This is a genomic window from Paenibacillus lentus, assembly GCF_042714055.1.
Lineage (GTDB): Bacteria > Bacillota > Bacilli > Paenibacillales > Paenibacillaceae > Fontibacillus > Fontibacillus lentus_A.
Genome location: NZ_JBHGVC010000003.1, coordinates 311,926 through 331,517 on the forward strand (window position 1 = coordinate 311,926; position 19,592 = coordinate 331,517).

General features: G+C 50.4%; 17 protein-coding genes. 11 read left to right on the top strand and 6 right to left on the bottom strand.

Annotation, left to right across the window (positions count from 1 at the left end; all coding sequences use genetic code 11):
- The first annotated feature begins 102 nt into the window (after positions 1 to 102).
- The 4 genes from ACE3MQ_RS08220 (at position 103) to ptsP (ending at position 4,402) form a co-directional block, all read left to right on the top strand.
- Positions 103 to 624, top strand: a complete 522-nt coding sequence (locus tag ACE3MQ_RS08220) for a shikimate kinase (RefSeq protein WP_379392123.1) — start codon at positions 103 to 105, stop codon at positions 622 to 624.
- 25 nt (positions 625 to 649) lie between these two features.
- Positions 650 to 1,939, top strand: coding sequence for a 3-phosphoshikimate 1-carboxyvinyltransferase (gene aroA, locus ACE3MQ_RS08225; RefSeq protein ID WP_379392124.1), 1,290 nt, complete (start codon positions 650 to 652; stop codon positions 1,937 to 1,939).
- 49 nt (positions 1,940 to 1,988) lie between these two features.
- Positions 1,989 to 2,420, top strand: coding sequence for a CoA-binding protein (locus ACE3MQ_RS08230; RefSeq protein WP_379392125.1), 432 nt, complete (start codon positions 1,989 to 1,991; stop codon positions 2,418 to 2,420).
- A gap of 245 nt (positions 2,421 to 2,665) precedes the next feature.
- Positions 2,666 to 4,402: a phosphoenolpyruvate--protein phosphotransferase gene (gene ptsP / locus ACE3MQ_RS08235; protein ID WP_379392126.1), complete on the top strand. Its 1,737-nt coding sequence runs from the start codon at positions 2,666 to 2,668 to the stop codon at positions 4,400 to 4,402.
- Between the two features lie 74 nt (positions 4,403 to 4,476).
- On the opposite strand, the gene ACE3MQ_RS08240 is transcribed toward ptsP, so the two are convergent.
- Positions 4,477 to 5,004, bottom strand: coding sequence for a type 1 glutamine amidotransferase domain-containing protein (locus ACE3MQ_RS08240; protein ID WP_379392468.1), 528 nt, complete (start codon positions 5,002 to 5,004; stop codon positions 4,477 to 4,479).
- Between the two features lie 276 nt (positions 5,005 to 5,280).
- Here ACE3MQ_RS08240 and ACE3MQ_RS08245 point away from each other — a divergent pair, with 276 nt between their 5' ends.
- From ACE3MQ_RS08245 to ACE3MQ_RS08260, 4 genes are all read left to right on the top strand, one after another.
- Positions 5,281 to 5,724, top strand: coding sequence for a hypothetical protein (locus tag ACE3MQ_RS08245; RefSeq protein ID WP_379392127.1), 444 nt, complete (start codon positions 5,281 to 5,283; stop codon positions 5,722 to 5,724).
- 113 nt (positions 5,725 to 5,837) lie between these two features.
- Complete coding sequence (ytxJ, locus tag ACE3MQ_RS08250; protein WP_379392128.1) at positions 5,838 to 6,182, top strand: bacillithiol system redox-active protein YtxJ; 345 nt, start codon at positions 5,838 to 5,840, stop codon at positions 6,180 to 6,182.
- A 108-nt stretch (positions 6,183 to 6,290) separates the two neighbouring features.
- Positions 6,291 to 7,295 (top strand): catabolite control protein A, encoded by a 1,005-nt coding sequence (gene ccpA, locus ACE3MQ_RS08255; RefSeq protein WP_055107543.1) that lies wholly within the window; start codon positions 6,291 to 6,293, stop codon positions 7,293 to 7,295.
- Positions 7,296 to 7,424: 129 nt separating this feature from the next.
- Positions 7,425 to 8,132, top strand: coding sequence for a 5'-methylthioadenosine/adenosylhomocysteine nucleosidase (locus ACE3MQ_RS08260; protein WP_379392129.1), 708 nt, complete (start codon positions 7,425 to 7,427; stop codon positions 8,130 to 8,132).
- Here the strand turns inward: ACE3MQ_RS08260 and ACE3MQ_RS08265 are convergent.
- Together ACE3MQ_RS08265 and ACE3MQ_RS08270 are read right to left on the bottom strand one after the other, a co-directional pair.
- On the bottom strand, positions 8,129 to 9,319 hold the full coding sequence (locus tag ACE3MQ_RS08265; protein ID WP_379392130.1) for an acetoin utilization protein AcuC: 1,191 nt from the start codon (positions 9,317 to 9,319) through the stop codon (positions 8,129 to 8,131). The genes ACE3MQ_RS08260 and ACE3MQ_RS08265 overlap by 4 nt on opposite strands.
- 46 nt (positions 9,320 to 9,365) lie before the next feature.
- Entirely contained in the window at positions 9,366 to 9,998 is a 633-nt protein-coding gene (locus tag ACE3MQ_RS08270; protein WP_379392131.1) for a GNAT family N-acetyltransferase, read from the bottom strand.
- A 314-nt stretch (positions 9,999 to 10,312) separates the two neighbouring features.
- On the opposite strand from ACE3MQ_RS08270, the gene acsA reads away from it, so the two are divergent.
- A complete protein-coding gene (gene acsA, locus ACE3MQ_RS08275) occupies positions 10,313 to 12,034 on the top strand; it encodes an acetate--CoA ligase (RefSeq protein WP_379392132.1) in 1,722 nt (573 codons plus the stop codon).
- Between the two features lie 81 nt (positions 12,035 to 12,115).
- Here acsA and ACE3MQ_RS08280 read toward each other — a convergent pair whose 3' ends face one another.
- Entirely contained in the window at positions 12,116 to 13,114 is a 999-nt protein-coding gene (locus ACE3MQ_RS08280; RefSeq protein WP_379392133.1) for a M23 family metallopeptidase, read from the bottom strand.
- A gap of 210 nt (positions 13,115 to 13,324) precedes the next feature.
- Between ACE3MQ_RS08280 and ACE3MQ_RS08285 the strand changes: the two genes are divergently transcribed.
- Together ACE3MQ_RS08285 and ACE3MQ_RS08290 are read left to right on the top strand one after the other, a co-directional pair.
- Positions 13,325 to 14,050, top strand: coding sequence for a response regulator transcription factor (locus ACE3MQ_RS08285; protein ID WP_379392134.1), 726 nt, complete (start codon positions 13,325 to 13,327; stop codon positions 14,048 to 14,050).
- Positions 14,051 to 14,052: 2 nt separating this feature from the next.
- A complete protein-coding gene (locus ACE3MQ_RS08290) occupies positions 14,053 to 15,858 on the top strand; it encodes a sensor histidine kinase (RefSeq protein ID WP_379392469.1) in 1,806 nt (601 codons plus the stop codon).
- A 43-nt stretch (positions 15,859 to 15,901) separates the two neighbouring features.
- Here the strand turns inward: ACE3MQ_RS08290 and ACE3MQ_RS08295 are convergent, their stop codons facing one another.
- A complete protein-coding gene (locus ACE3MQ_RS08295; RefSeq protein ID WP_379392135.1) occupies positions 15,902 to 16,273 on the bottom strand; it encodes a hypothetical protein in 372 nt (123 codons plus the stop codon).
- A gap of 141 nt (positions 16,274 to 16,414) precedes the next feature.
- A complete protein-coding gene (locus tag ACE3MQ_RS08300; protein WP_379392136.1) occupies positions 16,415 to 19,486 on the bottom strand; it encodes a transglycosylase domain-containing protein in 3,072 nt (1,023 codons plus the stop codon).
- Between the last annotated feature and the right edge of the window lie 106 nt (positions 19,487 to 19,592).

The window sequence follows — 19,592 nt, forward strand, 5'->3', positions numbered from 1 at the left end:
GCGGTTTTGCTCTTTGGCGCCTTTTTATGTGCCGAAATGCCGGCGCCTGTGGTATGATATGAAAAAAGTTTGCGCCAGCACAGGAATAAAGTAGGTGAAATATTGAGTGAACAAAGAAACAATATTATACTGGTAGGAATGATGGGCACCGGCAAGTCAACAGTAGGAGCTGTGTTAGCCCGAATGGCGGGTTACCGCCTGATTGATCTCGACGAGCGGATCGAGGAGGAAACGAAGTGCACGATCCCCGAGCTGTTTGCTCATCAAGGAGAGCAATTCTTCCGGGATACCGAGTCGGCTTTGCTTCGCAGCGTCCTGCAGGGAGGCGAGGTGGTGCTGGCTACCGGCGGGGGGGCTGTCCTGCGTGAGGAGAACCGCTCCGTTATGCTGGAGCACGGCTGGGTTGTTGCCCTGACCGCCGACCTTGAGAGTATTCTGGAGCGCGTTGGCGACGATCCAAACAGGCCATTGCTGGCCGGAGGAGCAAGAGACAGAGTAACCGTACTCTTGGAGGAGCGCAAGCATGCCTATGATTTCGCACATGTTAAAATCGATACTGCGGGTAAAAGCCCGGACACTTTAGCGTCCGAGATTTTAATGCATTACCGCGGTCAATCAAAATAATATTTGAAAAAAGAGGAGAATATAAATGGACGTTATCGTTAGACCTACTCCCGAGCTTAACGGTGAAATCGGGGCGCTATCATCTAAAAATTATACAACTCGTTATTTGCTTGTTGCCGCTTTAGCGGAAGGGACGAGTACGATATACTATCCTGCGCACAGTGAGGATAGCGATGCTATGCGCCGCTGTATCGCCGAGTTAGGCGCGGTGCTGGAAGAGGATGATGAGAAAATCGTCATCACAGGCTTTGGAAGGAATCCGAAGGACGTCAAGGAATTGAATGTGGGCAATGCCGGTGCCGTTCTCCGCTTTCTCATGGGGATCGCTGCGCTGTGCCCCGAGGTAACCTTCGTTAATACGTATCCAGATTCGCTGGGCAAGCGTCCGCATGACGACTTGATCGTATCTCTGCAGCAGCTTGGCGTTGAAGTCGACCATCAGGAGGGTCGGCTTCCGATTACAATCCGCGGCGGAAATCCAAAGGGCGGCAAAATTACCGTGTCCGGCGCGGTTAGCTCGCAATACTTGAGCGCCCTATTGTTCCTGACTCCGCTGCTGGAAGAGGACAGTGAGATTGAAGTGCTGGATGATTTGAAATCCAAAGTCGTCATCGGCCAAACGCTGGAGGTGCTTGAACAGGCTGGGATTATTATTCATGCCAGCGAGGACTACATGAGCTTCAAGGTTCCTGGACGTCAGTCCTATCAAGCCAAAACTTATACGGTTCAAGGTGACTATCCGGGCTCCGCAGCCATTCTGGCTGCCGCGGCGGTAACCAAATCCAATGTTAAAGTGCATCGTTTGGCCGAGCGCAGCAAGCAAGGCGAGCGCGCGATCGTGGATGTGCTGCAAATGATGGACGTGCCGCTCACTCATGCGAATGACACTGTGCATGTGCAGGGCAACGGCAGCCTGCGTCCGGTGGAGTTCGATGGCGATGCCGCGACGGATGCTGTACTGGCGATGGTAGCAGCCGCTGTGTTTGCCGAGGGGACGTCCCGCTTTTTTAACGTTGAAAACTTAAGATACAAGGAATGCGACCGAATCACGGATTATTTGAACGAGCTTAGAAAGGCTGGTGCCAATGTAGAGGAGCGCCAAGCCGAAATCATCGTTCATGGCCGTCCTAACGGCCTTGAAGGGGGCGTGGAGATCAACGCTCATTACGACCATCGCGTGATCATGGCTCTGACCGTGGTCGGCCTGCGCTGCCGGGAGCCGCTGGTTATCAAGGACGCCCATCACGTCGCCAAATCCTACCCGCAATTCTTTGATCATATTACCGCGCTTGGCGCTTCGGTAGAATGGGTATAACCATTTAAAACGGAGCATACTAGAATAATTCGAGAGGAGGAGTTCAACTATGGCCTTTGAAAATCCCAGTCGCGAAGAAATTAAAGAAATATTGGAGCATGCCGGCAATATCGCTGTTGTCGGCCTGTCCGACAAAACCGATCGCACGTCCTACATGGTGGCTCAGGCGATGCAGAGCAACGGTTATCGGATCATCCCGGTGAACCCGGCGGTGAATGGGCAAATTCTGGGTGAGCAGGTGTATGCCACCTTAGCGGATGTCCCGGAGCCGATCGATATCGTCAACGTCTTTCGGCGCAGCGAATATACGCCGGAGGTCGCACGTGAGGCGGTTGCAGCCAGTGCTAAGGTGCTGTGGCTGCAGCAGGGCATCATTAGCGAGGAAGCGGCGCAAATCGCTGAGGAGGGTGGCCTGAAGGTTATTATGGATCGGTGCATCAAGGTAGAGGATAGTATTTTACTCGGCAAAAGCCGTCAATAATTTAGAAGTATGGACCCGCCAATTTGACGGGTCCTCTTTGGGTTCAGCGTACGAAAATGGTGATATGTCTGGTAGGAAATACGCTTTAGCGAACCCGCTTCATCATGGACAGGCTTAATTTCCTTTGACAAATTTGCAAGCATGGGATTACCATAATAGTGCGTGTTGCATTGCTTCGTAAGGCAAAAATTAAAAATATAGAGAGATGATATCCTATAACAGTGCAGGACATAGGGGGTCTAAACATGATACAGGGCATCGGTGCAGCAGCAGGCGTAGCCATCGGCAAGGCTTTTGTGCTGCCTGCCTGGGAATGGGATGTGCCGGATCGCCAATTGGATAAGATTGATTTGGCCGCAGAATTCGAGAGATTGTACGAGGGCATAAGAACATCCAAGACAGAAATCGAAGTGATGAAGAACGAAGTCAAGGAAGCAGTAGGCGTGGAGGAGTCGAGTATCTTTGACGCTCACCTCGCCATATTGGAGGATCCCGTGTTCATGAGTGAAATTCGCGGGATTATTGAACGGCAATACAAGGCCGCCGAAGTTGCCGTAAAAGAAGCGATCGATCATTTTGTCACCATGTTTGATCTGCTGGATGATGAGTACATGAAAGAGCGGGCACTCGATATTAAGGATGTGGGCAATCGATTGCTGAAGCATTTGCTCGGCACGCCGGATATTACGCTTCCTGCCGATACCCAGCCTTATATTTTGGTGGCCAAGGAATTGTCGCCTTCCCAGCTTGTACATATCAATCCCGACAACGTACTGGGCATGGTCACGATGGCCGGTGGCAAAACTTCGCATTCAGCCATTATGGCCCGGGCTCTCGGCATACCTCTCGTATCCGGACTTGAACAGAAGCTTGGGGAGCCGCTGAAGACGGGCGATTTGCTTGTCGTTGACGGCGATGAAGGACTTATCTATATTGAACCTAATCAGAAAATTGTAGACCGGTATACAGAAGTAGCCGAGAGGCTGCGGAAACAGAAGGAGCAGCTGCAGCAGCTTGCAACGGTCGATGCGGTCACGCAGGACGGCGTCCGCTTCCGGCTGGCGGGTAACATCAGCTCCGTCAAAGACTTGGAGCAGGTGCTCAAATACGGCGCCGAAGGCGCGGGATTGTTCCGTACAGAGTTTTTATATATGGATCGCTCGGCCTTCCCTTCGGAAGAGGAACAGTTTGACATCTATCGGCAGGTTGCCGAGAAGGCCGGAGAGCATTCCGTCGTCATTCGAACCCTCGATATCGGCGGAGACAAGCAGCTTGAATATTTTGAACTTCCCGAAGAAGATAACCCGTTTCTCGGTTACCGGGCGATTCGGATCAGCCTGGACAGCAAAGAGATGTTCAAGACTCAATTGACCGCTATACTACGGGCAAGCGCCTACGGGAGCTTAAAAATCATGCTGCCGATGATTTCTTCGCTGGAGGAGGTGCGCCAGGCCAAACAAATACTGGCCGAGGCGAAGTCTGATCTTGACCAGCGCGGTATCGCGTATGACGCTGATATACCGGTCGGCGTCATGGTCGAAGTGCCGGCTGCTGCTGCTATAGCTGATTTGCTGGCGAAGGAAGCCGATTTCTTCAGCATCGGCACGAATGATCTCGTCCAATACGTTCTTGCTGTTGACCGGATGAACGAAACGATCGCCCATTTATACCAGCCATTTCACCCAGCGGTTCTTCGCCTCCTGCGCCAGGCGATTACGGGAGCGCAGGAAGCAGGCATTCCAGTTAGCGTCTGCGGAGAGCTGGCGGGGGACGAGAAGGCACTTCCGATCTGGCTGCACTTAGGGGTACGCGACCTGAGCATGTCTCCCCAATCGTTGTTAAGGGTGAAGCATCGGATTTTAAATGCTGTAGCTTCCGCAGGAGAAGAGGCCGGATCCAATTGCTATCGGCTTGCGACCGGGGCTGACGTGGAGGCCGAGCTGGCGCGTTTTGCCGAGAGCTGCATCTGGCAGAACAATTAAGTCATGAAGAAGAACCGCTAGGAGGAGCAGCAGCTCCTTCTGCGGTTCTTTTTTTGCTCATAAAAAGCGATAAATTAAGCCTTGGCCAAGGCGTCGACGAATGCTTTGCCGTATGGCGGCAAGTCGGGCGGACGTCGTGCCGAAATAATGTGGCCGTCCACGACGACAGGCTCGTCCTTCCATGTCGCGCCAGCATTTTCCATATCGTCGCGGATTCCCGGCGTGGAGGTTACCGTTACCCCTTGGAGAATTCCGGCAGAGATCAGAACCCATCCTGCATGGCAGATTTGCCCAATCGGTTTCTTTGCAGCGTGAAGTTCTTTAATCATTTCAAGCACCTTGCCATAGCGGCGCAGCTTATCCGGAGCCCACCCTCCTGGAACGAGAATGCCGTCATAGTCTTTGGCATTGATTTCCTCGTAGCTGTATTCAGCTTCGGCAGGCACTCCATACTTGCCGATGTATTTTTTGCCTTTCTCCAGTCCGACGAGATGAACCTCGGCCCCCTCTTCACGAACCCGGTAAATCGGGTACCAGAGCTCCAAATCCTCAAATTCCTCATCTACTAAAGCGATAACTTTTTTACCAGTTAGTCTCAATATCGACGCCTCCTGTTTTCAATCGGTCTTGACGAAAATCGTTTTCGATATTTTAATTGTATCAAAAATAAAGTTGTTTTTCATATTGCCGTGCTCTGAAGCCAACGAAATACTCCTTGCCAATCAAGGAAAGAACAAGCATTTGCATCCTCGAAAAAGGAGATTATCCCCCAAGGGTCGAATACATCATTCATCATCCAATTTTACATTTTTTCATCGCAACATAACGAGTCGACGGGCAGCCAAAATGAAAAATGATTTGTAAGAAGAGGTGGTACTGTGCGCAAGCTGTGTCATTGCGGGCAAGGAATGAGCCTCGATTTTAGAGTGCTTATTTTTGAAGGTGTTATCGAAATTGACAGGGTACCGATATTTGAATGCGAGAAATGCAGCCATTATGAGGTGCTTCCGGCCGTGAAGCCGGATCTGCTTGCTCTGCTGGGGGAGCTGAAGGCCAGCGGGGAGCAGGGGCTCGTGCTTTTTAATGAAGTCAACGAATTGGCCGACGTGATGTTCAGCATTTTCCGATCCTGGAACCAGACGGAATCCCCGTCCTTCGAAGTGCTTCTCGAGCAGAAGTGCAAGGAGCGTATTAATCTTCTGCTGGATGTGTTTGGTTGCGCCAAGGAGATGAATGACGGCGAATGGATGGATGATATTTCCAAGAGACTGTCCCAGATGTCTGATTTTGTAAATAATAGTCAGTTTTTAAGGGCAAATTAAGCACGGATTTAGGTAAAAGTACGGAGATGAGTTGTGTTTATTGTCTTTTTTTTGTTAAGATATCTATTGAGTATGTTTACTATGTCTTGTCGGAAAAAGGGGATGGATATATTATGGCTACTTTGAAAAGAATAACTTCTATAGAGGAGCTTTCCCAGGCTATGGAAGAATCAGTGCATGGGCCGGTTTTGTTATTCAAACATAGTACCCGTTGTCCCATCAGTTCGGGAGCGCACCGGGAAGTGGAAGCATACTTAAGTCATAGTCCCAACGAAGCTGTTACCTATGGTGTTATATACGTTGTTGAAGACAGGGCCGTCTCTAATGCGGCGGCAGAGCGTCTTGGAGTGAAGCATGAATCCCCTCAAGCCATTCTAGTCAAAAACGAGCAAGCCGTTTGGCATACTTCCCACTCCGACATTACTTCAGAAGCCCTAGAGGGAATTCTAGCTGTTTGAAGCTGGAACATTGCACAAAGTAAAATTTTGTCGTATCATAAACCTAATTGGAGCTTGAAAAATTACGGGATGAATGAGTGAAAATCTATTGGCAATGGAGAGAAGAATGTGACGGTTACCATTTATGATGTGGCACGTGAAGCAGGCGTCTCAATGGCCACGGTTTCGCGGGTTGTCAACAACAACCCCAATGTGAAGCCGCAAACCCGGAAGAAAGTATATGAAGCAATTGAACGTTTAGGATATCGTCCGAATGCGGTCGCGAGAGGTCTTGCGAGCAAGAAGACGACTACGGTTGGCGTAGTCATTCCGGACATCTCAAACTCAATTTTCGCAGAAATCGCCCGGGGTATTGAAGACATCGCTAACATGTATCACTATAACATTATTTTATGTAATGCAGACAAGAAGAAAGAGAAGGAAATCCGCGTCATCAACACGCTGCTCGAGAAGCAGGTGGACGGGCTTCTCTTCATGGGCGGAGCAGTGACGGAAGAGCATATGCAGGCTTTCCAAACCTCCTCTGTTCCGGTTGTTTTGTGTGCGACGAGCGACGAGAACGGCACGATTCCGTCCGTCGATATCGATCATGAGGCCGCTGCCTTTGATGCCGTCAGCACGCTGATTCGCCATGGACATCGTGAGATCGCTATGATCAGCGGAACCCTGCAGGATCCAGCGAACGGCTATGCACGATTCCAGGGCTACAAACGGGCATTGGAGACAGCGGGCATCCAATACCAGGAGGATCTGGTTCGAATCGGCAACTATCGTTACGAATCCGGTGTCGAGGCGATGAAATATTTCCTGGGTCTTAAGAAGCGCCCGACGGCCATTTTTGCCGCCACAGACGAGATGGCGATTGGAGCGATTCACAGCATTCAGGATGAAGGCCTGAAAGTGCCGGAGGATTTCTCTATCATCAGCGTAGACAATATTCGCATGGCGTCGATGGTTCGTCCGCAGTTGACTACGGTAGCCCAGCCGATGTATGACCTCGGTGCGGTGGCTATGCGTCTGTTGACGAAATTGATGAAGAAAGAGACCGTTGAGAGCTCTAAGGTGATTTTGCCGCATGAGACGATCCTTCGTTTGTCAGTCAGCCACGTATAATCGGCTGAACTGAATCATTGATTATAGATAGAGAATAAAATTAAAGACAAATATATGAAAAAGGTTATACGGAAAAAGCTCCTGCATAGGAGCTTTTTTTAGGGGAAAAAAGGAGGAGGAGATCTTATTATGGCTGCAACGATCGGGCTTATGGGTGCCATGAATGAAGAAATAGCTCTACTGCTGGAGCAGGTGGAGCGGCAGAATACGGTTGTATTCGCAGGAATCAACTTCGTGACCGGGTTGTTCCATGGCAAAGAGGTTGTCGTCTGCAAATCGGGCGTCGGCAAAGTCAATGCCGCTGCAACAACGCAGGTGCTGGTCGATCGATTTGAAGTCGACACGATTCTGTTTACAGGAGTAGCTGGCGCGGTTCATCCTGAGCTCAATATCGGGGATATCGTGATTTCCTCTTCGTGCCAGCAGCATGATATGGACGTAACTCCGCTGGGCTTTGCCCGTGGAATAATTCCTTATCAGGACGTTTCCAATTTTCCGGCAGATCGGAGGCTGATCCGCCTCGCGGAAGAAGCTTGCTCCAAGCTGTGTTCGGACAACAACTTTATCGTCGGTAAAGTGCTGTCCGGAGATCAATTCATCTCAAACCATGATTATGTGCGCGAGCTCCACGAGACGATGGAGGGGGCTTGCGTAGAGATGGAAGGGGCCGCAGTGGCCCAAGTATGTCATATGAATCAAATTCCTTATGTCATTCTCCGGTCGATGTCTGATAAGGCAGACGGGACGGCTGATGTGAATTTTGCCGAATTTACAGTGCTGGCAGCCCGTCATTCGTTCGAAATAATAAACGAGATGGTGGCTCGCCTGAGCCGTTAATAAGGTTTTATGGGGAAATCCTGCAGCGCAACCGCGAGACTTTCGCGGTTTTTTGCCGTGATCTCGGCTCTGCGGGGTATCCCCTCCCAGTGTGTTAAGTCATCAAGCCATTCGTTGGGCAGGCACACGGAGCTTTGACCCTGCCATCGGTCTCTCCAGGCTTTGGGCAGCTTCGTGCGGGGCTGCTGCTTTAGAGAGAGCTTTAAAGGATGATCCGTCATTTCCAGCCAAAGCAAGCTCCATGCACGGGGGACGACGCGCCATATGTCATATCCGCCGCCGCCTACGGCAACCCAGCGACCGTTGCAATACGTATGGGCCAGGTTATGAATAATCGCCGGCATCTCGCTGTAGATGGCCATGCTGCACTGCATATGAGAAAGAGGGTCAAGCGCGTGGGCGTCACAGCCATGCTGGCTGATGATCAGATCAGGCTTGAAATAATCCGTCAGGCGCCGGATCGATTGCTCGAAGCATTCCATCCATGATTCATCCTCGGTATAAGGCTGCAAAGGAATGTTGACGCTGGTCCCATAGCCCTGATGCTCGCCTCTTTCCTGCACGAACCCTGTTCCCGGGAATAAATATTTGCCGGTTTCATGAATGGAATATGTACATACTTCCGGATCGGAATAGAAGCTCCACTGCACTCCGTCTCCGTGATGCACATCCGTGTCGATATAGAGTACCCGCGCCTTATAATGCTGCCGAGCAAAGGCGATAGCTACCGAAACGTCATTATAGACGCAGAAGCCCGCTGCTTTGGCGGAGAGAGCGTGATGCAGGCCTCCGCCCAAATGCAAGGCATGTTCGCACCGGCCCGACATGACCGCCTCGACAGCCGTAATAGAACCACCGGCGACGTAGGCAGCAGCCTCATGCATGCCGGGAAAGTAAGGCGTATCGTCATCCTTCAATCCATATTGCTCTGCCCGGCCCAGCCAAGTCGGCTCAGGCGTGCTTGCGCTCAACGCTTTGACGGCCTCGATATAAGCTGGCTGGTGAATGTGCAGCAGCTCTGCTTCTGTTGCCGGGCGCGAAAGGAGCATCGAAGAAGGCTCTAAAGCTCCCGCTTCGGTTAGCAGATCGAGCGTTAATTTAAGCCGGATCGGGTGAAAAGGATGGCTGTCGTGAAAATGATAATTCATGGCTTTATCGTGATGAATCAATAAAGCGCTTCCAGTCATGGGCGCCACTCTCCTTGCTCTTGTGTCATCATCCGCATGAGCAAATTCAATACATAAACCGCTGCTGAAAACGAATGCGGTCGAACTGCTCTTCAGATTCCAGCGGAACATTCTTCCCGATTCGAACCATCAGGCAATTTGCCGGATGAGAGCAAATTTCCGGGTCGTCGGTTGCATACCAGACCATGTCGACCGTTTTCATAAGTCGTTCCATCATTTTCCGGTAATCCCATACGCTGAGTCCGCTGCTTTTTAAATCCCAATGCCAGTAATATTCCGTCGTAAACACAATGTAACGTTCCATCTGCTCTTGCTCGAAGGCAGTCCTGATCATTTTGGAGCCGAGTCCGAGCGAGCGATAGTCATTCGCTACTTCGATGGCTCCCAGCTCGATGAGATCGGGCATGTTCCCTTGTGACCAGCGTTCCATTTCATCCGGATAATGAAACGTGACATAGCCGACAATAGTGTCCTGCTCCCTTGCGATGATGATTCGGCCTTCCGGGAGAGCTGCGATTTCGATCAATGCTTCATGCTGATCCTTCGGTCTGCGGAAAGCGTCCAGCTCCGAATGCATCTGGAAGCTCCGCAGAGGCTCTGGAGCGACCGGGCCTTCGATAATGATCTCGCGATCACCTTTAGACAGGGTATGGCGGATATGCGTTTTAAGATGTTCCATTTTCGCCGCCTCCTTTGCTCATTCACCTCACTTATAACAGAAAAATGAAAATTTGAAAAGTATAGCCCCCCACAAAAGCGTGTGATATAATGTATTCCGACATAAAACATTCATAAATAACACTTGACATCCTGCTTACGATTGCTTGACTAAATTACACACGGGCTCTTACGAAAAAGTGGATACGCTTCAAACTACGTCAATAGATTGCTAGCCATGATCCGCAATGCAAAATTCGCCGATGTGTATCCGTTTTCATGTTTGAATTTGCTTTTAAAAGATGATTTTGAACAGATTCAAGGGAGGATGAAACAATGAGTCAACTGCAAGGTGAGATTATTTCGGAGGTAGCCCCCTCGTCCAATTTAGGGGATTACGAAGAAGCGTGTGCTAAATTTGACTGGGCCGAGGTGGAGAAGCAGTTTTCCTGGTATGAGACGGGGCGCGTCAACATGGCTTATGAAGCGATCGACCGTCATGTGGATGCGGGAAAAGGCAGCCGCACTGCTCTGTTATTCAATGATTCCACAAGGAAAGAATCCTACACGTATCAAGAGCTGAGCACGCTGTCGAACCAATTCGCGAATGTACTCCGCAGTTACGGGATAGGCAAGGGCGACCGTGTCTTCGTATTTATGCCGAGAAGCCCGGAGCTCTACATCAGCGTGCTTGGCACGCTTAAGGTAGGCGCTGTCGTCGGACCGCTCTTTGAAGCGTTTATGGAGACTGCGGTAAAAGACAGGCTGGAGGACAGCGGTGCGGTGGCTATCGTAACAACAGCTGCCTTGCTGCCCCGAGTTAAGCGGGAAGAGCTTCCTGCCCTCAAGCAAGTCTTCATCGTTGGCGAAGTTCCGCAGGAACCAGGGCTGATTGATTTTATGGCCGAGCTGAGACAGGCTTCTCCAGATACTGAAATCGAATGGGTCGATCGCGAAGACGGGATGATCCTTCACTATACTTCCGGATCCACCGGGAAGCCCAAAGGCGTTTACCACGTCCATAACGCGATGATCCAGCATTACCATACCGGCAGAGTGGTGCTGGATTTGAAGGAAGGCGATAAGTACTGGTGTACGGCCGATCCCGGCTGGGTGACAGGAACCTCGTACGGCATATTCGCGCCCTGGCTGCTTGGAGTGACGAATGTAGTTCGCGGGGGGCGTTTCAGTCCGGGGGACTGGTATGACACGATTCAACAAAATAAAGTAACTGTCTGGTACAGCGCGCCAACTGCATTCCGGATGCTGATGGGAGCCGGAGAGGACATTATTGGACAGTATGATCTGTCGACACTAAGACATGTTCTTTCTGTGGGCGAGCCGTTGAATCCCGAGGTCGTGCGTTGGGGCAAAAAAGTATACGGGCTGCGAATTCATGATACATGGTGGATGACGGAAACGGGCGGACAATTGATTTGTAATTATCCGTCGATGCCGCTGAAGCCAGGCTCCATGGGTAAGCCGGTTCCCGGTATCGAAGCTGCGATTATCGACGATAACGGCAGGGTTCTGCCGCCTAACCGTATGGGAAATCTGGCGATCCGCACGCCTTGGCCAGCCATGATGCGGCTCATCTGGAACAACGCTCCGAAATATGAGGAGTATTTCCGTATTCCGGGTTGGTACATTTCCGGTGATACGGCCTATATGGACGAAGACGGCTACTTCTGGTTCCAAGGACGCATTGATGACGTCATTAACTCCTCCGGAGAGCGGATTGGCCCGTTCGAAGTAGAGAGCAAGCTGCTGGAGCACCCAGCGGTGGCAGAAGCCGGTGTGATCGGCAAACCTGACCCGACGAGGGGCGAAATCATTAAGGCGTTCATCTCGCTGCTAGACGGATACGAGCCTTCGGAGGAGCTGAAGGCGGATATTGCCCGATTCGTGAAGGAAGGGCTGTCTGCCCATGCCGCGCCGCGGGAAATCGAATTCAAGGATAAGCTGCCGAAGACACGCTCAGGCAAAATCATGCGCCGCGTTCTGAAGGCCTGGGAGCTGAATCTTCCGACAGGAGATTTGTCGACAATAGAGGATTAAACAAGCATCATTTAGGTATAATCCATTTTTTCTAATCAAGAAGACGCCGGAATGTGCAGCTCCGGCGTCTTCTTCGCTATATTACCCTTCAACCCATTGTCCTTTGATCGGATCCAGACCATTTTTGAATTTTATGCGGAGAGCTTTGCCGTGTTCAAGGCTCGGTTGATCGGACACCTGGAAATGAATATGGGCTTCGCTGGAATTTCCGGAATTGCCAGTCATTCCAAGCGGTTCGCCTCGCTTCACCTCTTGTCCCTCCTGTACGCTAATCGATCCTTTCTTAAAATGAGCGAGAATACTATATTCTCCCTGATGATCGATAATGACATAGTTGCCGGCAGCCTCCTTCTCGTTCATAGTGCCAACGGGAATATTATCCTCTACATCGTTCATGACCTCCAAGACAATGCCGTCCGCAGGGGCGAGCACATCCTGGCTAAAAGCATAAAAGCTCTCATTCCTCGTCGGATCTCCCGTATAGCTGGCACCATTTTCTAAAACCAGGAAATCGTAAGCGTATCGCTGAGTTTCATAATCGTAGTGATAATTAAGCAGCGTATTGTTTCCGCCCCAGAAGGTAAACCAATTCCCCTTAAAAGGCAGGCTGTATTCCTGCTTCGTATAAGCACTGTCCGTCTCGGGAAAAGCGGATAGATTTACAATCTGCAGACCCCATATGACATCGTCCTGATCAGCCATGGCGGAGATTCCTTTGCTGCCGGACGGATTAACCCATACATAGTCCACCATGTCGTTGATTGCATACTTGGACTGAATATTGAATACATCGCCAGTCTCGAAAAAAGATTGCGACAGCTCCTTGATTTGCTCCTTTGTTACTTGGCTTCGGAAGCTCGTGCTAAGGCTTTTATAAACTTGATCGTAACGTTCGTTCAGAAGGGCTTCAGGCAGGAGGCTGATGTCGCCTAGTGTATCTGCGGTTGAATTGATTTCTTCGGGACTGGAATTTTGTAAGCCTAAGGTTCCCGTTGACCCCGGTGAATTGTGCGGACCTGGCAAGCCGCATCCTGAAAAAATCAAAAATGCCGCCGTGCAGGTCATTAGTCTTTTTTTCATACGATCTCTCCCTTTTCATGTCTTGGCTCTCTCTTTAACCCTTTGTTTATGATCATACCCGCCGGACTTAAACGAAGAAAAAACAGAGCATGAACAGCAGCTTAAATTTATTATGCCTAGTTAAGGTCCTGTTAAGATTCCAGACGCTCCAAGGTAAGTTTGATATGCTACAATGAGCACAATAATATTCAAGCACAAGGAGGGCTGAGGATGAGCCAACCTCAAATCCTGCTGGTCGATGACGAGAAGGCGATTCTCAAACTGCTGCAGACGGTTCTGGCCAAGGAAGGCTTTACCGAAGTAAATTCGGTCGGAAGTGCGGAGGAGGCCATCGAAGCTTGCCGCTCCAAGCCTTACGATCTCATTATATTGGACGTGATGCTGCCCGGAAAAAGCGGCTTCGAGGCCGCCCCTTTTATTCGTGAATTGACGAATGCGCCGATTTTATTTTTAACGGCTCGATCCACGGATCTAGATAAGCTGACCGGCTTTGCGATAGGCGGGGACGATTATATTGTCAAGCCCTTTAATCCTCTCGAGGTCATCGCCCGGCTGAAGGTTCATCTTAGAAGAAGCGCTGGATTGTCGGCCCCTCTCTCCTCGAAGAGGCTGGGGGCTCAAGAAATATACGACTTCGGTTACTTTATTGTGGATGGAACCGCCAAAGAGTTAACTGTAAACGGAAATGCCGTCGACTGCCCGGCTCAAGTTTTTCAGCTGCTGCTATTTTTATGTCGTCATCCTAATCGCGTATTTCCCAAGGACGAGCTTTATGAGCGGGTTTGGGGCGAATCTGCAATAAACGATGATAGCACGGTAATGGTGCATATTCACCGCATACGGGAACGAATTGAACGGAACCCGGCCAAGCCTGAGTTTTTGCTTACTGTTCGAGGATTGGGATATAAGCTTGTTCGAAGAGGAATAGAGCAGTGACGATGCGCCGGCGCTTTGTCCTGATGTTCATCAGGCAGTGGTTGACCGTTGGAGCAATTACGGCAGTTTGTATTGTAATGATGCTTCTTTGGATCGCAGAAAAAATGTCCGAGCTGGATTTAAAGCGGAACTTCTCGCGCGTAGCGCTGGAATCGATCATGGACAATTATTCGATACGGGAGGACGGATCTCCGAATATTTCCCCGAGGCTGCTGAAGCAAGTAAAGGATAATGGCGGTTGGCTTCAAGTATTAAATGAGGAAGGAAAGGCGATTTACGCGTTTTTAACGCCTTCGGATGTTCCCGTGAAATATGAGCCTGGCCAGCTGGTCAATTATTTTAATCGCCAGGAGCCGTTTCCTTATCGCCTATACATTCTGATACGCCCGATTGAAGGAGAGACGGTAACGCTGCTTTATGGTGTCAAGGAACCGCTGGATACAGCGGCGGCCATATTGGCCTTGGGCGGCTCACATTCTGAGCGCTTGATCAAGGAGGCCGAGCAGGCCTCTGGAGCTGCCGCATGGCCAAAGGAAGTCAGCTATGCCCTGGAAGAATACGGAGCCGGCATTCAGCTTCTTACTTCGCAGGGGACAGAGCTTGCATCTTATCGCCTTCCCCCTGGCGTACCTCGTCAATATTCGCCGCAGGAGCTTGTTCTAAGGTTACAGTACCCCGAACGTTACGGCGTTCGCCTGGAGATGAGAACCGAGGAGGAAAGCGGGAGGATTTGGCTGATCCATGCCCCGTATCATGCTGCTCCAGGTATCCGATTGACCCCTGCCGGGCCTATTGTGAACAGCGAGAGTCAGCTGATGGTGTACGGTTTTGGCAGTCTTGTGGTCATTTTATTGCTCGCTTGCGGCGGATTGGCATTGTGGCAGGGGAATAAAATCGGTTTGCCGATGCTTCATGTGATGCGCTGGCTGCAGCATCTGGCGCAGAGGCATTACAAGGAGCCAACGGATCGCCGCGGAAGGCCCCGAAGCAAGAAACGGTCAGGCCGCCTCAAGAGCAGGTATAAAGCGTATACTGAAGTCCTCTATTCCGTTCAGGAATTGTCTCAGCAGCTTGAACGGCATGAGCTTGAACGAGAGCAGAGCGATCGAATGCGCGAGGAGTGGATTGCCGGCCTGTCCCATGATTTAAAGACGCCGCTCGCATCCATATACGGTTATGCTCAGTTGCTGCATTCGAGACAATATGATTGGGAATCAGAGGAGATCGCAGAATTTGCTGCAATCATGGTTGAAAAAGCAGAATATATGGACGGTCTTGTCCAGGATTTAAACTTGCTTTATCGCCTTAAACATGCCGCTGAGGCATTGAACCTGGAATGCCGGAGCATGAACGAGGTCGTAGGGGATGCGGTGACACGCATTTCGGAGGATCCAACCTGGTCGCGATATGAATGCCAGTGGATTCCCTCTCCCGAGGAAGTTTATTATTCCGTCGACACGACAGCTTTTCGCCGGATGATGGACAATATTATTATTAATGCCCTGCTGCATAATCCAGAAGGAACTCGATTAAGGATTCAGGTGAAGCTGGAGCCAGAGTCGGGCTTCAGCATCTGTTTTGAAGATAACGGGACAGGAATGAATGAGGCTACGCGGAACAATCTTTTCCAAAGGTATTATCGTGGGACGGACACCGATCGTTCATCGTCAGGCAGCGGACTTGGCATGGCGATTGCCAAAGAAATCGCCGAGGCGCACGGGGGCACGGTTGAGGTGCGAAGTGCGGTTGGCCTTGGAACGGCCATTGCGATAAGCTTCGGAGAAACCAAGGGGAGGACGTCCGGCTGATCGAAGTCAGACAGCCGGACGTCCCGTATCGCTGGGGAGGAGATTAAATGGATCTAAAACCGTTAGGTAGATTGCCTGTTCTGCGAATGGTTCGGATTTGCTCCAGACTCAGGCGAGAATTGGAACTGATAAGTGATTCAGGATCATTGTCAAAAATAATGTCATCCAGATCGGCAATATTAGTCACGCCCCGAAAAACTCTGAATCTTCCTTGGAAATTTCGGCGAGAGAACAAAACTAAGGTAGCGCCCGAGTTAGGAGAAAAGAAGCGTAAGCTCTCGATATCTCCAAAGGTTCGATCCAGATTACGTATTCCTACGTTGCCGCGGACTACAAATCTACGTCCTCTGAAATTTTCATCCCTAAACAAGCGGAGTCTAGGGAAAGTAGCTTGAGAGATAAAAGCTTTTGCCATGCTGTCACCTCCTTCTCGAACAGTATATGATTCTTTCATTCGGGTGATTGGACACTTTACCAAGCCAGAATAACTAAAATTATTTTCATAGAAAAAGCTTCCACGGAACCGATGCGTTCCATGGAAGCTTTTTTGTGGCGGCTACTTATTAAACTGTACAGAGGTGGAAGGGGAGGATTCGCCAAGCGCATTTATCGCCGTTACTCTAACCCATCCGCTTGCCGCATCCGTTTTAAATGAGAATTGTGTGGATGGAGTAGAACCCAATTTGGAATACGTTCCATCCGCAGTTTCGGACAAATAGATTTGATAGTTAGTAATATGCTCCTCGGAAGCGTTGGCTCCCCAGGTTACCGTAATTTCCTGATCATTGCTCAGCACTCCGATTTGAGCGGGCGTGCTAGGCGGTGCTAAATTTTCCACGTCGGGCTCCGGCAATGTTTCCTGGTTCGGATCATCCGGATTACGAATCCCTTCCCAACTGTCGAAGCTTACGACCGCGCTAGGAGCGGATTCGCGCCCGGCAACGTCTACAGCCGTGATATAGTAGGCGTAATTGCCGTCGGAACCGGAGTCCGTAAACGAGGTTTCCTGACCCGTCAGCACTACCTTTCCGGTAGACTGGAAAGGCGCCCCGCCTATCGATCGATAGAGGCGGTAGCCGACAATGTCCTTCTCAGGATTCCTGTCAAAAGTGATTTTTGCCGAGCCGCCTGCCGAAGTCATGTGGACATTGCCAGGGGCCGAAGGATCCGCTCCATCGTCCTCACGCGGATCGAGCTTGGTTGGCGCATCCTCGCCTGCGTCCTTAGGCAGGTAGAAGCTCAGCGATTTATGGCTGCCCTTCATGCCTGAGAAGGCCTTCTGAAGATCGTCCACCAGCTCCTTGATCGGCTTCTCGCGCTTCATAACGACTTTCTCGAGCACCATATCCGAAGGTGTCGTGTCATGCGGAATATAATTCACGCCTTCATACGTCACATATTTCGCCCGAACCAGTACGTCATCGGATTCGGTAGGCACATATTTCGCATTAAAGATGTCCGTTACCATTTTCCCAGCCTGTTGCGTAAGCGCCGTAGGCAGCTTGCCGCTATAGCCTGAGACGGTTTTAGTTACGATGCCCTCAGGCTTATCAAATGCTTTCTGCTCAAATAGCTCGGGCTTGCTCTCAGTAACCTCGTTCATGACTTTGGCCCAAATGGAGCGGGCTCTCGATTTACCAGCGGTAGAGAGCGTATTAACCGGTTCCTTGTAGCCAATCCAGACACCGAGCGAAACGTCGGGGGTATAGCCCATGAACCACACATCCGCATAGTTTTGCGTGGAGCCGGTCTTGCCGACGATCGGTATTTTTCCATAGCTTTTAAACTCATTTTTCAGAGATTTTGCTGTTCCGTCGGTAATGACCGTACGGAGCATATCAGTCATCAAATATGCCGTCTGCTTGGAGAAGACTCTTTCGGGTTCGACCTGATGCTTATAGACGACATTGCCTTTGAAGTCGGTAATTTTCTCGATCATGTACGCATCGGTGAATTCCCCGCCATTGGCGATCGTACTGTAGGCATTCGTGAGTTCCTCGACGGTAACTCCATATTTAAGGCCGCCGAGCACACCGGTTTGCGCTCCGTAGTCCTCTTCCTCCAAGGTCGTGATGCCGAGCTTCTTGGTGAACTCCCAGGCTTGCTCGATGCCTACAGTTTGGTTGAATACTTTTACCGCAGGCACGTTCCGCGATTCATTAAGAGCCGTTCTGGCTGTAACCAAACCTTTGTAACCGCCGCTGGCGTTCACCGGAATGTGATAGCCCTTCGAGTAATCCCGAAGAATAATCGGGGAATCGTCGATAATGCTGGCCGGTTGAATGAGTCCAAGCTCCATGGCCGGCAGGTAAGCGGCGATAGGTTTCATTGTCGAGCCGGGCTGTCTTTTCATCTGCGTAGCATAGTTCATTTGCTCGGTATAGAAGTCCCTGCCCTCAATCATGCCGAGAATGGCACCGGTCCGATTATCAAGCATAATCGCAGCAACCTGCTCGAGTCCCTTCTTTTCGCTGAACGGACTGAAGTTGTCGGCATTATCGGATACTTTATGCATGGAGTTATATACTTGCTTGTCGATCGTCGTATATACGCGGTAGCCTCCAGTTAGAAGCTGCTGACGCGCCTCCTCGAGCAGCTGCGGGCTGCTCAGCAGCTCCTCCTTGCTCATTTCCGGGTTATTCATCATGGCGATGACGAGAGCGCCCTGCCGCTCTGTTTCCAGCATAAGGTAAGGATAAGTCTCGTATGCCTTCTTCGTCTGCTGTGCCAAAGAGCCCTTAATGTCGAAGGCTAGTGCTTCGTTATATTGCTCTCTTGTAATTTTGCCTTCTTCCAGCATACGATACAGCACGAGCTGCTGCCGTTTAATCGCACGCGCGAATGCCTCTTCATTAAACTCCCCTTTGCCGTTAAAAGCAGAATAGGCGGAAGGGAGCTGAGGCAGGCCCGCCAAATAAGCGGTTTGGGCAATATTAAGCTCATTTAGGTTGGTGATATTAAAAATGCCTTTGGCGGCAGCCTTAATCCCATATACCTGGTATCCATTCGAGCCGTTGCCAAAAGGAACTTTATTCAAATAAGCGGTAATGATTTCTGGTTTGGATAAAAAGCGCTCCAGACGTACGGCAAGCAAAATTTCCTTAACCTTTCGGTTGTCGGTTTTGTCCAGATTGAGGAATACGCGTCTGGCCAGCTGCTGAGTCAGCGTGCTGCCGCCGGTTTGAATATCTTCCTTTAGAAGTCTTTGTTTAACCGCGCGCATCGTTCCTTTGAAATCGACGCCGATATGATGATCGAAGTTGTTGTCCTCAATGGCAATAACCGCGTCCATGACGGAAGCAGGAATCTCATTATAGCTGATCGGCCGCCTGTCTTCTTCGGAACGCAGCTGCCCGATCCCTGAACCGTCGCGGAAATAGGCGAACCCGGTCATTTCATTATGATTTATCTTCGCCTCTATATCAGCGCGGGATCGCACAGGGTCATCCTTAACGATCGAGGAGACGTATCCGAATACGGCGCCTCCGGCAAAGAGAACGGCAGCGAATCCGAGCAAGGTCAGCCAGCCTAACGTTGTCCAGACCCAGCGCCATTTCGAGCGCTTCGGAGCTTTTGCTTTGTTCTTCTGTTGCTTTTTGTTGGAGCTTGTATCGTTATCGCGAGCCATGAAATATCCTCCTTTTTAACAGCAACATTATAGCACAAATTAGGGAATTTGAATGCTCTTTCAAAGAATGGACATACAGAAAAATAACAATGAATGCTCAGAAGCA

Bases quoted from the DNA above. Each gene is read 5' to 3' on its own strand.
- aroA (WP_379392124.1), top strand. From the start codon at position 650: ATGGACGTTATCGTTAGACCTACTCCCGAGCTTAACGGTGAAATCGGG.
- ACE3MQ_RS08230 (WP_379392125.1), top strand. From the start codon at position 1,989: ATGGCCTTTGAAAATCCCAGTCGCGAAGAAATTAAAGAAATATTGGAG.
- ptsP (WP_379392126.1), top strand. From the start codon at position 2,666: ATGATACAGGGCATCGGTGCAGCAGCAGGCGTAGCCATCGGCAAGGCT.
- ytxJ (WP_379392128.1), top strand. From the start codon at position 5,838: ATGGCTACTTTGAAAAGAATAACTTCTATAGAGGAGCTTTCCCAGGCT.
- ACE3MQ_RS08260 (WP_379392129.1), top strand. From the start codon at position 7,425: ATGGCTGCAACGATCGGGCTTATGGGTGCCATGAATGAAGAAATAGCT.
- ACE3MQ_RS08265 (WP_379392130.1), bottom strand. From the start codon at position 9,319: ATGACTGGAAGCGCTTTATTGATTCATCACGATAAAGCCATGAATTAT.
- ACE3MQ_RS08270 (WP_379392131.1), bottom strand. From the start codon at position 9,998: ATGGAACATCTTAAAACGCATATCCGCCATACCCTGTCTAAAGGTGAT.
- acsA (WP_379392132.1), top strand. From the start codon at position 10,313: ATGAGTCAACTGCAAGGTGAGATTATTTCGGAGGTAGCCCCCTCGTCC.
- ACE3MQ_RS08280 (WP_379392133.1), bottom strand. From the start codon at position 13,114: ATGAAAAAAAGACTAATGACCTGCACGGCGGCATTTTTGATTTTTTCA.
- ACE3MQ_RS08285 (WP_379392134.1), top strand. From the start codon at position 13,325: ATGAGCCAACCTCAAATCCTGCTGGTCGATGACGAGAAGGCGATTCTC.
- ACE3MQ_RS08290 (WP_379392469.1), top strand. From the start codon at position 14,053: ATGCGCCGGCGCTTTGTCCTGATGTTCATCAGGCAGTGGTTGACCGTT.
- ACE3MQ_RS08295 (WP_379392135.1), bottom strand. From the start codon at position 16,273: ATGGCAAAAGCTTTTATCTCTCAAGCTACTTTCCCTAGACTCCGCTTG.
- ACE3MQ_RS08300 (WP_379392136.1), bottom strand. From the start codon at position 19,486: ATGGCTCGCGATAACGATACAAGCTCCAACAAAAAGCAACAGAAGAAC.